This is a genomic window from Roseospira navarrensis (assembly GCF_009601025.1).
Lineage (GTDB): Bacteria > Pseudomonadota > Alphaproteobacteria > Rhodospirillales > Rhodospirillaceae > Rhodospira > Rhodospira navarrensis.
Window position 1 is genome coordinate 25,179 of the sequence record NZ_WIVE01000024.1, and the last position, 13,116, is coordinate 38,294.

Consider the following 13,116-nt stretch of genomic DNA (forward strand, 5'->3'; position numbering starts at 1 on the left):
GTCCTGACTCGTCAGGACAAGAGCCACCCGCCGCTTCGCGGCGCCGCCGGTGCGGTCGCACCCGCCGCTGTCTCCGCGCGGCTACACCCGGAAGTACTTGGCCTGGGGGTGCAGGACCACGATGGCGGAGGTGGACTGCTCCGGCACCAGTTCATCCTCGTCGGTCAGGGACAGGCCGATGCGGTCCGCCCCCAGCAGGTCCAGCAGGGCGTGCTGGTCGGCCAGATTGGGGCAGGCCGGATAGCCGAACGAGTAGCGCGAGCCCCGGTACTCCTGCTTGAACAGGCCCTCGATCTCGCGGCTGTCCTCGCTGGCGTAGCCCAGTTCGCCCCGGATGCGCTTGTGCACCACCTCGGCCAGGGCCTCGGCCATCTCCACGCCGATGCCGTGGAGATAGAGGTAGTCCTTGTAGCGGTTCTCGGCGAACCACTCGCGGGCCACGTCCGAGACCTTGTGGCCCATGGTCACGGCCTGCAGGCCGATGACGTCGCGCGCCGGATCGCTGATGTCGCGGAAGAAGTCGGCAAGGCACAGGCCCCCCGCCCGGTCCTGACGCGGGAAGGCGAAGCGGGCGACCTCCGTCGTACCATCCGGCTCGAACAGGACCACGGAATCGCCGTCGGCGGCCGCCTTCCAGTAGCCGTACACGGCCTGCGGCTGAAGAATGCCCTCCTCGGCGCATTGCCGGGCCATGTCGTGGAAGATGGGCCGCAACTCCTTCGCCGCCCAGGCCTTCCAGTCGGCCAGGGTGCGGCCGCTCTTCTTCATGCCCCACTGGAACTGGTAGAGCGTGTTCTCGTTGACGTAGGGCACCAGCGTCTTGGGCGCGATGGAGGTTTCCAGCACCCGCGAGCCCCAGAACGGCGGCTCCGGCGGCGTGACGTCGGCATGCAGTTCCTGGCGGCGCAGGCGGATTTCCTCGGCTTCGACCGGGCGGTTGGTGCGTTTGCGGGCCTCCTCGGGCACCTCCAGCGCCTCCGGCTCCGCCTTTTTCTTGCGCGAGGGCCGGTCGGCGCGCTTGGCCTTGACCTCCTCCAGGAAGGTGTCGAAACGGCCTTCCATGACGTGGCTCATCAGGGTCAGGCCGTCGAAGGCGTCGCGGGCATAGGCCACGCGGCCCTGACCGCCCTCGTAGGCCGCCACACAGTCCTGCTCGACGAAGGCGCGGGTCAGCGCCGCCCCGCCCAGGATCACGGGCACGTCCCAGCCCTCGCGGGTCATCTCGACGAGGTTGTCCTTCATGATGACCGTGGACTTCACCAGCAGGCCGGACATGCCGATGGCGTCCGCCTTGTGCTCGCGCGCGGCGGACAGGATGTTCGCGATCGGCTGCTTGATGCCGATGTTGACGACCTTGTAGCCGTTGTTGGTCAGGATGATGTCCACGAGGTTCTTGCCGATGTCGTGGACGTCGCCCTTCACCGTGGCGAGCACCAGCGTTCCCTTTTCCTGACCCTCGATCTTTTCCATGTGGGGTTCCAGGTGGGCCACGGCGGTCTTCATGGTCTCCGCCGACTGCAGCACGAACGGAAGCTGCATCTTGCCGGCGCCGAACAGCTCGCCGACCACCTTCATGCCGCCCAGCAGGAACTCGTTGATGATCTTCAGCGGCTCATGGCTCTGCATGGCCTCGTCCAGGTCGGCGTCCAGGCCCTGACGGTCGCCGTCGATGATGCGCTGTTGCAGGCGCTCCTCGACCGCGGCCGGGCGCTCCTTCTTCTTCTCGGTTTCGGCGCTGCGATCCTGGTAAAGGTGGATGAACGCCTGCAGCGGATCGGGGCCGCCCGGCTCCCGCTTGTCGTAGATCAGGGCCTCGGCGGCCTTGACCTCTTCCTCCGGGATGGCGTGCAGCGGCTTGATCTTGGCCACATGGATGATGGCGCCGGTCATGCCGTGGCGCACCGCATGATCCAGGAACACCGAGTTCAGCACGTGCCGCGCCACGGCCTTCAGGCCGAACGAGATGTTCGACAGGCCCAGGGCGATCTGGCAGTCGGGCAGGGCCTCGTGGATCAGGCGGATGCCCTCCAGGGTTTCGATGCCGAGTTTTCGGTCGTCCTCGTTGCCCGTGCAGATGGTGAAGGTCAGCGGGTCGAACATCAGGTCCGCCGCCGGCAGGCCGTGCTGGTTGACGGCGAAGTCATAGAGCCGCTTGGCGATCTCCAGCTTCTTTTCCGCCGTCTTCGCCATGCCGTCTTCGTCGATGGTCAGGGCGATGACCGTGGCCCCGTGCTTGCGGGCCAGCTTCAGGCGCTCGGCCGCGATCTCCTCGCCGTCCTCGAAGTTGATGGAGTTGATGATCGGCTTGCCGCCGTACAGCTTCAGCGCGGCGTCCAGCACCGGGGTTTCCGTGCTGTCGAACACCAGCGGCGCGTTGACCTGACCGCGCAGGCGCGTGATCACCTCGGTCATGTCGGACAACTCGTCGCGGCCGACGAAGGCGGTGCAGACATCCAGGGTGTGGCTGCCGTCCTTCACCTGATCGCGGGCGATGCCGACGATGGCGTCCCAGTCCTCGGCGTCCTGAAGCTCGCGGAACTTCTTGGAGCCGTTGGCGTTGCAGCGCTCGCCGATGGACAGGATGGCGTTTTCCTGGCGCAGTTCGACGCGGGAATACAGCGAGGCCACCGAGGGCACCCACACCGTGGTGCGGCTCTGCGCGGCCGGCCGGTGCGACCCGCTACGGGCCGTGTCGCGCAGCATGGCGTCAATGGCGGCGATGTGCTCCGGCGTGGTGCCGCAGCAGCCGCCGACCAGGTTCACCTTGTCCTCGGCGATGAAGCGGCGGTGCCAGTCCGCCAGTTCGCGCGGGGTCAGGGGATAGAACGTGGCGCCGTCGCGCAGTTCGGGCAGGCCGGCGTTGGGCTGCAGGCTGATCCGTCCACCCCAGTTCTCGGACAGCCAGCGGACATGCTCGGCCATCTCGGCCGGGCCGGTGGCGCAGTTCAGGCCCAGCGAGTCCACGCCCAGCGCCTGGGCGACCGTGGCGGCGGCGGCGATGTCGGCGCCCACCAGCAGGGTGCCGGTGGTCTCCACCGTGACCTGCAGGAAGATCGGGACATCGGCGCGACCCTGGGAGATCCGGGCGGCCTTGGTGCCGTTGATGGCGGCCTTGAACTGCAGGGGGTCCTGGCAGGTCTCGATCAGCACGCCGTCGCAGCCGCCGGCGACCAGGCCTTCGGCCTGTGTGGTGAACGAGGCCTCAAGGCTGTCGTAATCGATGTGGCCCAGGCTGGGCAGCTTGGTGCCCGGCCCGATGGAGCCCAGCACGTAGCGGTGCCGACCGTCGGTGAAGGTCTCGGCGGCCTCGCGGGCCAGTTCCACGCCGCGCTTGTTGATCTCGAACGCCTGATCCTGGAGGTCGAACTCGCCCAGGGTGATGGGCGAGCCACCGAACGTGTTGGTCTGCACCACGTCCGACCCGGCGCCGTAATACTTCTGGTGGATTTCCCGCACGACGTCCGGCCGCGACAGGCTGAGAACCTCGGTGCAGTTCTCCTTGCCGCGGAAGTCCTCCTCGATGGACAGGTCCATGGCCTGCACGAGGGACCCCATGCCGCCGTCGCACAACAGAACCTCGCGGGACAGGTGATCGAGAAAGTTGCTCATGGATGAGGGCCTAATCCTGCTGGCGTGGAGGGTGGGGCCCGGCGGGGATGCGCCGCGCCCCTGGGACGGGACGGGTATGGACCGCGCGGGTGGCGGTCAGGCGGTGGCGTCGGCCTGGGGCGCGGGCGTCTTCGGCCGCACGCCCAGCGCATGACAGATCGCGAACGTCAGATCGGCGCGGTTCAGGGTGTAGAAGTGGAAGTCCTCCGCCCCGCGCGCGGCCAGCGCCCGGGCCTGTTCGGCGGCGACCATGGCGGCGACCAGCTTGCGGGTTTCGGCGTCATCGTCGAGGCCTTCGAACAGCTCGTGCATCCACGGCGGGATGATCGCGCCGCACATGCCGGCGAAGCGCACGGCGGTGTTGAAGTTGGCGATCGGCAGGATGCCCGGCACGATCGGCACCGTGATGCCGGCCGCCGCGGCGCGGTCGCGGAAGCGGTCGAAGCAGTCCACGTCGAAGAAGAACTGCGTGATGGCGCGGGTCGCCCCGGCGTCGATCTTGCGCTTCAGGTTGTCGATGTCGGCTTGCGGGCTGGCGGCCTCCGGGTGGATCTCGGGATAGGCCGCCACGCTGATCTCGAAGTCGGCGATCTTCTTCAGGCCCTCGACCAGGTCGGCGGCGAAGGCATAGCCGCCCGGCGTGGGCCGGTAGACGCCGTCGCTTTCGGGGGAATCGCCGCGCAGGGCCACGATGTGGCGGATGCCGGCATCCCAGTATCGGCGGGCCACCTCGTCCACCTCATCGCGGGTGGCGTCCACGCAGGTCAGGTGCGCGGCGGCCTTCAGGTTGGTTTCGCGGGCGATGCGGGTGACGGTCTCGTGCGTGCGTTCGCGGGTCGAGCCGCCCGCGCCGTAGGTGACGGACACGAACGCGGGCGACAGCGATTCCAGCCGCTTGACGGCGGTCCACAGCGAGTCCGCCATCTTGTCCGTCTTGGGCGGGAAGAACTCGAACGAGACCTTCACGTGGTCAGGCAGGCGGCTGCACAGGGGCAGGCTCGGGGCGGCCTGGGCGCGGGAAAGCGTTTCGATGGTCACGCGGCGTGATCCTTGTTCGGGGTCTGGGACGGGGCGGAGGCTGCGGCCGGCCGGTGGGCCAGCCACAGGGTCACGGTGAGGGCGCCGCCGGGCAGGTCGCGGGTCTCGACCATGTCCAGGCCGGCGTCGGTGCACCAGCCGGCGACCTCGTCGTGGGAGAACCCCAGGCGGCGGTGCTTGTGCCGCTCGCGCAGGTCCTCCAGATCGTGGGGCGCGAAGTCCACGACGGCCAGGCGTCCGCCCGGCCGCAGCACGCGGGCGCATTCCCGCACCGCTTCGGCGGGGTGCTCCACGTAGTGCAGCACCTGGTGGACGGTCACCGCGTCGCGGCTGGCGTCCTCGCAGGGCAGGTGGTACAGGTCGCCCAGGCGGGCCTGGCAGTGGGTGGCCCCGGCCTGATCCAGGTTCGCGCGGGCGACGGCGAGCATCTCGCGGGACATGTCGATGCCCAGGCCCTCGCGGATGTGCGGGGCGTAGAGCGTCATCATGCGGCCGGTGCCGGTGCCCACGTCCAGCAGATCGCGCACCGACTCGGGCGGCAGCAGGTCCATGAGCGCCTGCTCCACGCGGGTTTCGTCCACATGCAGCCGCCGCACGTCGTCCCACTGCTCGGCATTGGCCCGGAAATAGGCCTGGGCGGCCTCGGCCCGGGCCCGCAGGATCTCGTTGTGGCGGTCGCGATCGCGGGTGGCGACCGGGTCTTCCGCCGGCAGCAGGGCGACGATGGCGCGGGCCACCGTGCCGCCGGGTCCGCGCGCGGCGAGGCGGTAGAACACCCACGCGCCCTCCCGCACGCGCTCCAGCAGGCCGGACTCGCACATGACCTTCAGGTGGCGCGACACGCGCGGCTGGCTGAGGCCCAGGATCGCGACCATGTCGGTGACCGTCAGTTCGCCCCGGGCGCACAAGGCGAGCAGCCGCAGCCGGGTTTCCTCTCCGGCGGCGCGCAAGCCTCCCAGCACCTGGTCCATCGTCGCGGTCATGGTCGCTCCTTCCGGAGGCGGGCCCGCGGGCAACCGGCATGGCTCCACGCCGCCTTCCGCATCTACATATAAAGATATCTTTATATCAAGGCAAGCCGTGCGATCCAGGGCGCCCGCCGCGTCCTGCGGGGCTTGCACCGTCGGCCCGAACCGGGTTGAGTACGGGCCTCATCCTGATCGGCGGTGAAAAAGGTCAGCCGTTTCGTCCGCCGGTCTCATTCCTTGCTGCACCCGAGAGGCTCTGGATGCCCCGTGCTCCCCTGACCGTCGAGGATCATGTCGCCGGTGTGCGGTCCGGCGACCGCGCCGCCCTGGGCCGCGCCATCACGTTGGTGGAAAGCCGCGCGCGGCGACACCAGGACCTGGCGCAGGCCATGCTTCTTGAACTTCTGCCCCATAGGGGCCGGGCGCACCGGGTTGGCATCACCGGCGTGCCGGGCGTGGGCAAGTCCACGTTCATCGAGGCCCTGGGCACGATGCTGACCGCAGCCGGCCACAAGGTCGCCGTGCTGGCGGTGGATCCGTCGTCCACGCGCTCGGGCGGTTCGATCCTGGGCGACAAGACCCGGATGGAGAAGCTGGCGACCGATCCCAACGCCTTCATCCGGCCGTCGCCGTCCGGCGGGCGCCTGGGCGGCGTCAACCGGGCCACGCGGGAGACCATGGTTGTCTGCGAGGCCGCCGGCTTCGATGTGATTCTGGTGGAAACCGTGGGGGCCGGCCAGAACGAAACCGTGGTGGCCGGCATGGTGGACTTTTTCCTGGTGCTGATGCTGGCCGGCGCCGGCGACGAGCTTCAGGGCATCAAGAAGGGCGTGCTGGAACTGGCCGACATGATCGCGGTCAACAAGATCGACAACCTCGGCGTCCAGGTCGCCCATCAGGCCGTGCATCAGTACAAGAACGCGGTGCACATCCTGCAGCCGCCGAGCCCGAACTGGGCCGTGCCCGTGGTGACCTGTTCGGGTCTCAGCGGCAAGGGCCTGGACGACCTGTGGGCCAAGGTCGAAGAGCACTGGCAGGTGATGTCCAAATCCGGAGAGCGCGACGAAAAGCGCCGCCGCCAGCGCATCGAGTGGATGTGGTCGATGGTCGAGGACCGTCTGCTGGACGCCGTGCGCGACCACCCGGAGGTCCGCGATCGTCTGCCCACCCTGCTGAAGGGCGTGGACGACGGCTCTCTGACGGTGACGTTGGCGGCCACCGAGATTCTGGAGACCTTCGGCGTGCGGGCGGAGTAGGGGAGGCCCGCCGCCGGCGGCTCAGCCGATCCGGCGGCCGCCCTTCACCACCGGCGCGTCCGGGTGGTCGGGTTCGAGTCGGAACCAGCGCCCGAACAGGGACACCCGCAGCGCATGGTCCGGTCCCTCGCCGACGGCGCGCAGCCGGTGGCGGAAGGACGCTGCGTCGAGATCCGGGGGCAGGCGGCACAGCGCCTCGAAATCGGGCTGGCGGCGGGCCGGACCCCGCCAGCGGCGCGGCACCCGGGGCAGGGGCCGCGACAGGTCCACCAGGCTTTCGGCCATACCGCGCAGCAGATGGCGGGCGAGGTGCCAACTCAGCGCCTCCAGGCCCGCGCGGTCGATGTCCGCCGGCATGTCCACGCTGTTGGTGGCCACGATGGGTCCGGAGTCCACGTCCGGGGTCATCTCGTGCAGCGTCACGCCGAAGGTCGTCGCGCCCTCGAACAGCGCGAACACGGCGGGGTAGAGCCCCGGAAATTCCGGCGGCCCGGGATGCAGGTTGTAGGCGGGGCCGTCCAGGCGCTCGAGGATGTCGGCCGGGACGATCACCGGCGAGCAGACGGAGATCAGGCGCGCATGCGGATGGCGCTGCAGGGCCGCGCGCAGGTCATCGCGGGTCGCGATGGGCAGGATCGGCAGGCTGGGGGCCGCGACCCGCAACGGCGCGATGGACTCCTCCTGCTCCTCCGGAGGCGCAAGCAGAAGAATCGCGTCGGGCATGCGGTGGTTACGTTCCAGAGAAGGGCCGGGCGCGACCGATCATCAGCGCCGGGTCCCGACCATACCAGACCGGGCGACTCTGTCCACGCCCGGCGCGGTCCGCAATCGCCTCAGCGCAAGGCGTCGGCGATCTTCTCGAACAGGGAGGGCTCGGGCTCGCCACCGGCGGCCGGGGCGATGTCGGCCAGATCCGCCGCACTGGGCGGCGATCCGCCAGCGCTGGCCACGGATGCGTCGTCGCCGCTGGTTCCCACACCCACGCCAAGCATGGGCAGCGCCAGGGCCGCGGCCGCAATGGTCGCCAAACCGGCGACGAGAACCGACGGGAAGCGCGAGCCGCTCTCTTCCTCCTGGCCGATGCGCAGGGCCTGGGCATAGGATTCCGTGTCGAGTCGCGCCTCGTCCAGCGACCCCGGCGCGGCCTCCGCCCGGTCCCGCACCGAACCGGCGCCTCCGCGTGTCGCCACGGGGCGGCGCCCAAAAGCTTTCTGGCGTGTCACTGGGTGGTCCTCCCTCGGGCTTGCGGGCGAATTCGCGACAAAGCCCCCTTAAATTCAATCTAACGCGGGATGCCGGTCGGTCAACCATCTCCGTGGGGCGGGCGCATTGGGGGCGTTGCCTGTCCGGAACACGCATGGCGTCCGGGGTGTTCGGGCGAAGGAATATGCCCTGATTTCAGGGGGATGGTGCATGGTGCGTGGCCCGAGCGCCGGTCACGACGGGATCGGACGGACCGCCCGACCAACCCGCAAATATCCTGGGGTTTTTCTCAGGGATGGTCCGACGCGCCCCATCCCCGCCGGTCCGAATCGAGTCGGCCCGGTGAAGCGGTTTCGTCCCGGACGAGTCCGGTTCATCGCCGATCAGGATCAGAGGGCCTGGAACCGCACCGGCGCCCCCATGGGCGATCCGATCAGTTCGCCGTCCCGCATGACCGTGCGGCCCCGGATGATGGTCATGACCGGCCAGCCCGTCACCGTCATGCCGTGATAGGGGGTCCAGCCGCACTTGCTGGCCATCCAGCCGTTCTCGATGGTGCGTTCGGCGTTAAGGTCCACCACCGTGAAGTCGGCATCATAGCCGCGCGCGATGCGGCCCTTGCCGGCGATGTTGTAGATCCGGGCCGGCCCGGCGCTGGTCAGATCGACAAAGCGGTCCAGGCTGAGGTGGCGGGCATGCACATGACCCAGCATCACCGGGACCAGGGTCTGCACGCCGGGCATGCCGCTGGGGCTGGCGGGGTAGGGCTGGGACTTCTCCTCGCGCGTGTGGGGCGCATGGTCGGAGCCGATGACGTCCACCAAGCCGTCCGCGATCGCGCGCCACAGTGCGGCCCGGTGCCGGGCCTCGCGGATCGGCGGGTTCATCTGGGCGAAGCTGCCGAGGCCCTCGTAGCAATCGGGCGCGGCCAGGGTCAGGTGCTGGGGGGTGACCTCCACCGTGGCCAGGTCCTTGGCCTCGGCCAGCAGCTCCATTTCCTCTTCGGTGGTGATGTGCAGCACGTGCACCCGCCGCCCGGTCTCGCACGACAGGGCGAGCAAGCGCCGGGTGGCGCGCACGGCGGTCTCGACGTCGCGCCATTCGGGGTGGGCGGACGGGTCCGCGCGGTCCTCGGCGATGGCCTTGCGCTCGCGCAGGCGGGCCTCGTCCTCGGCATGCACCGCGACCCGGCGCCGCCCGCCGGCCAGCACGCGGCGAAGCACCGCGTCGTCCTCCACCAGCAGCGAGCCGGTGGACGAGCCCATGAACACCTTGACCCCGGCGCACCCCGGCAGCCCTTCCCACTCGCCCAGACGGTCGGCGTTGGCGTCCGTCGCGCCCATGAAGAAGGCATGGTCGCACCAGGCGCGGCCCTTTGCGCGAGCCAGCTTGTCGGCCAGGGCGTCCGGCGTGTCCGTGTTCGGGCTGGTGTTGGGCATCTCGAAGATGGCCGTCACGCCGCCCAGAACCGCGCCGCGCGTACCGCTTTCCAGGTCCTCCTTGTGCTCCAGGCCGGGCTCGCGGAAATGCACCTGGCTATCGATGACGCCCGGCAGGACATGCAACCCGGTGACGTCCAGCACCTCGGCGGCCGGTGCGTCGGCGGGAACACCGAGGGCGACGATGCGGCCGCCGCGCACGGCGACCGTGGTGTCTTCGGCGCCGCACGGGGTGACCACCCGGCCACCGCGGAGAATCAGGTCGTAAGGGGATGGGGTGGGCACGTCTCGGGTCTCCGGCTGGGCCCCTGGCCAGGGCTCAGGGGTGCCCGTGCTCCTGGGCGATGTGTTCGAACAGACCGCGGTATTGTGCCAGAACCTGCGCGGTCATGTACCCCTTGGCGAAGGTCTCCCGGCCGCTGTTGACCAGGATGCTCAGGGCGTCGGATTCCGTCAGCAGCCATTTCAGGCCCTGAACGATGGTCACGATGTCGTCGGACGGCAGTAGCAGGGCGTTCTCGTTCTCGCGGATCGCCGAGCCGGGATCGAGCGGCCCGATGGCCACGATCGGCTTGCCGTGCGCCCACGCCTCGACGGCGGCGTGGTCGGGCACGCCGTCCCGGCCGGTGCAGACCACCAGATCGCTGGCGGCATACAGCGGGCCGAGGTTGTCCCGCCAGCCCAGGAACCGCACGCGCGGCTTGATGCCCAGCTCGTAGGCGATGGTTTCCAGCCGTTCGCGCTCGGGGCCGTCGCCAGCCAGCCACAGATACACGTCCGGCAGGCGCTGCACCACCTGGAGCAGGGTGGCGAAGTCGCGCCGGTCCGTCATCTGCCCGGCCGCGAACAGCAGCGGGGCGTGAGCCGGCGTGAACAGCGTCTTGCGCGCCATCGGGTCCGCCGGCGTCTGGTCCACCAGCGGTGGCAGCAGGTGAATCCGCTCGCGCGGCCAGCCCCGGGAGAGCAACGTTTCGCGCTCGGCGCCCCGATGCACCAGCAGGTGCTGGCAGTGGCGATACTCCTCCAGCGGTCGGCCCGCGCCCCAACGCCCCAGGACGGGCACCCCCATGCCGGTGACGTGGTGCACGGTCTCGGGGGTCCAGGCGACCACCAAGCCGGGCTGGAAGCTGCGGATGTAGCCCTTGATGCGTCGGCGGACGAACAGGGACAGGCCCTCATATTTCATGGGGACCGGGTGCAGGCCGGCTTCGCGCAGCAGGGTCAGGCGGTCCGCAATGTCGCGCAGCAGCACGAGTTGCTGGATGCCGTCGCGGTGCAGGGCGGTGACCAGGCGTTCGAAGAACCGCTCCGTACCCCCGAGGGCATCGCCCGTAATGACCTGCAACACACGCGGATCCATGAAAAAGGGCTCCCTTGAAACGGCGGGGCCGGTCCCAGGAGGGGACCGGGGAGGGGCGTTCAGCATAGCCCGGATGGTGGCGAGACAGTGGCGGCCTCCGGGGCGGCCCCCATCACAGGGCAAAAGCCCGGCCCGGTCAACGGGGGCCGATGCCCTCCGTCTGGCGGACGAGGGCCGCGGCGGTGTCCAGGACGCGCGAGACCGGCAGGGAGGTCATCCGGGACGCGCGCACGGTGGTCGGGTCCAGGTCGGGCGGGAACAACACCTCATAGGGCTCGTCGGTGCGCACCACCCGCCCCAGCGGTCCCCAGGGGGCGTAATGGGTGTCGCGCGACGGGCCGAACAGGCCCACGGTGGGCGCGCCGGCGGCCGCCGCCATGTGCATGAGCCCGGAGTCGTTGCCCACGAACAGGCGGGCGCGGCGCAGCACGGCCAACACGCCCAGCAGGTCGAGCCGTCCGATCAGATCCAGCAGGTCCGGGCCGGCGAGCCCCTCCAGAACGGGGCGGGCCGCCTCGCGCTCGTTGGGCGCGGCCACCACCGCCACCGGCGCCCCGGGCAGCGGGCCGTCCGGCGCGGTGAGCTCGCGGGCCAGCGTCACGAAGCGGTCCGCCGGCCAGGTCTTGGCGATCCAGTTGGCCGTGGGCGCCAGCACCAGCAGCGGCCGGTTCGAAGCCGCCGGGCCGCCCAGGGCGGCATCCGCCGCCGCCTCGTCCTCGGGGCTGGTCCACAGGCGGGGCGCGGGCGGATCGGCGAACCCGTCCGGACCCAGCGCCGAGCCGACCCGGCGCACCCGGTGATCCTCGGTGGACCGGCCATCGGTCGGGATCAGGCGGCGCCGGGCCCGCAACACCCAGGGCATGGGTGAGCCGCGCAGGTCCACGAGCAGGTCCCAGCGGGTGCCGACGCACTGCCGCCACAGGGTCCGCCAGTGCCCGGCGCGGGGCCGCTTGTGCATCACGTGCAGGCGCTCCAGGCCCGGCACGCCCTCGAACAGAGGGGCTGCCACGCGGCCGCAGGCGATCGTCACGCGCAGCCCGGGATGGGTGCGGATCAGGTGGTCCAGCAGGCCGGTGGACAGCACGGCATCGCCGATGCGGCTGTTGGTGATGAACAGCAGCCTCATCGCAGGAAGGACAGCCACGCCCGTTCCAGGTCCTCGGCCGCGTCGTCCCACGAGCGCAGCCGGATCGGCGCCCGGGCCTCCTCCGCCATGCCCTTGTGCAGGCCGTTGTCCCGCAGCACCTGCACCGTCACGTTCTCGAACGCGGCGTCATCGGGGGTGAGCATGCCGCTTTCCCCGTTTGCGATGCGTTCCGGCGCACCGCCCAGGGGACGGGCCACGGCGGGCAGGCCGAGCGCCTGCGCGTCCGCCAGCGACCAGCAGGCGAAGTCCCACGGCTGGCCGGGGTGCAGGAACACCCGGGCGGTCTTCCAGGCCTCGGCGAGCGCGGCTTCCGGCTGGGGCTCGCGGACCTCGACACCCGCATCGGCCAGCGCCTGCACCCGCTCGACCATGGGCCGAACCTCGGCCGGGACCTTTTCCCCGGCGACGCCCGCCGACAGCAGGGCGGAATACACGTGCAGGCGCGCGTCCGGCAGGACGGGAGCGACGCCCGCCGTCCAGCGGTCCAGCAGCCAGTCCAGGTCGCCGTGCACGGGGTGGGCGGTGGTCACCGCCACCGGCGGCCAGGTCGGATCGGTGGGCTCGATGTCGAGGATCGCCCGCGAGACACCCGGGGCCAGCACCGACGCGCCCGTGGCGTGGGCGGCGGGACCGGCGGCCTTCTGGGCGTCGCTGACGTACAGCAGTTCGGGATTGTGGTGCGCGAGGCGCGCCCGCACGGTCGGACGGATCAGGGCATCCGGGCGGCCCATCACCCACAGCATGCGGCGGCCGGGCCGAACCGGCAGCGACAGCAGCGACGGGCGCCGCACGGCCACCAGCACGTCCACCTCGTCGGGCAGGGACCGCTCGCCCTCGTCCATGGGCAGCGGCACCCAGAAGACGCCGTCCACGTACTCGGGGTCGATGATCGGGGTGGCCACGGTGACCACATGCCCCCGGGCCGACAGGGCCCGCGCCAATCCCACGACGGCGCGTTCGCCACCGCCCAGCGGGTCCTCGGCCGGCGTCCGCCCATCATAGGGCACGCCATCGTCGGCAAACAGAATGCGCATGGCGGGCCTTATACGCCGCCGGTCGGGACCTTGCCAAGCCGTCCGCGCGGCCTACGTGTCCC

Annotated in this window: 10 protein-coding genes; 1 reads left to right on the forward strand and 9 read right to left on the reverse strand. The window is 70.5% G+C overall.

Features of this window, described 5'->3' with window-relative positions:
* Positions 1 to 81: 81 nt before the first annotated feature.
* From metH to GHC57_RS09190, 3 genes are all read right to left on the reverse strand, one after another.
* Positions 82 to 3,609 (reverse strand): methionine synthase, encoded by a 3,528-nt coding sequence (gene metH / locus GHC57_RS09180; RefSeq protein ID WP_153343407.1) that lies wholly within the window; start codon positions 3,607 to 3,609, stop codon positions 82 to 84.
* Positions 3,610 to 3,705: 96 nt separating this feature from the next.
* Positions 3,706 to 4,599: a methylenetetrahydrofolate reductase gene (gene metF / locus GHC57_RS09185; protein WP_153343459.1), complete on the reverse strand. Its 894-nt coding sequence runs from the start codon at positions 4,597 to 4,599 to the stop codon at positions 3,706 to 3,708.
* A 44-nt stretch (positions 4,600 to 4,643) separates the two neighbouring features.
* Positions 4,644 to 5,630 carry an ArsR/SmtB family transcription factor gene (locus GHC57_RS09190; protein WP_246152228.1) on the reverse strand — a complete coding sequence of 329 codons (987 nt, stop codon included), beginning with the start codon at positions 5,628 to 5,630 and terminating at the stop codon, positions 4,644 to 4,646.
* Between the two features lie 245 nt (positions 5,631 to 5,875).
* Here GHC57_RS09190 and meaB point away from each other — a divergent pair, with 245 nt between their 5' ends.
* Positions 5,876 to 6,871 (forward strand): methylmalonyl Co-A mutase-associated GTPase MeaB, encoded by a 996-nt coding sequence (gene meaB / locus GHC57_RS09195; RefSeq protein WP_153343408.1) that lies wholly within the window; start codon positions 5,876 to 5,878, stop codon positions 6,869 to 6,871.
* 21 nt (positions 6,872 to 6,892) lie between these two features.
* Here the strand turns inward: meaB and GHC57_RS09200 are convergent, their stop codons facing one another.
* The 6 genes from GHC57_RS09200 to GHC57_RS09225 form a co-directional block, all read right to left on the reverse strand.
* Positions 6,893 to 7,594, reverse strand: coding sequence for a formyltransferase family protein (locus GHC57_RS09200; RefSeq protein WP_153343410.1), 702 nt, complete (start codon positions 7,592 to 7,594; stop codon positions 6,893 to 6,895).
* Positions 7,595 to 7,704: 110 nt separating this feature from the next.
* Positions 7,705 to 8,061, reverse strand: a complete 357-nt coding sequence (locus tag GHC57_RS09205; protein WP_153343412.1) for a hypothetical protein — start codon at positions 8,059 to 8,061, stop codon at positions 7,705 to 7,707.
* 402 nt (positions 8,062 to 8,463) lie between these two features.
* The gene (locus tag GHC57_RS09210) at positions 8,464 to 9,798 is read right to left on the reverse strand and encodes a dihydroorotase (RefSeq protein ID WP_170294786.1); all 1,335 of its coding nucleotides are present in this window, start codon (positions 9,796 to 9,798) and stop codon (positions 8,464 to 8,466) included.
* A gap of 34 nt (positions 9,799 to 9,832) precedes the next feature.
* Entirely contained in the window at positions 9,833 to 10,873 is a 1,041-nt protein-coding gene (locus tag GHC57_RS09215; protein WP_170294787.1) for a glycosyltransferase, read from the reverse strand.
* 136 nt (positions 10,874 to 11,009) lie between these two features.
* Positions 11,010 to 12,017 carry a glycosyltransferase family 9 protein gene (locus tag GHC57_RS09220; RefSeq protein WP_343031147.1) on the reverse strand — a complete coding sequence of 336 codons (1,008 nt, stop codon included), beginning with the start codon at positions 12,015 to 12,017 and terminating at the stop codon, positions 11,010 to 11,012.
* The gene (locus GHC57_RS09225) at positions 11,996 to 13,054 is read right to left on the reverse strand and encodes a glycosyltransferase (RefSeq protein WP_153343416.1); all 1,059 of its coding nucleotides are present in this window, start codon (positions 13,052 to 13,054) and stop codon (positions 11,996 to 11,998) included. The genes GHC57_RS09220 and GHC57_RS09225 overlap by 22 nt, the downstream gene beginning before the upstream one ends.
* Positions 13,055 to 13,116: the final 62 nt, after the last annotated feature.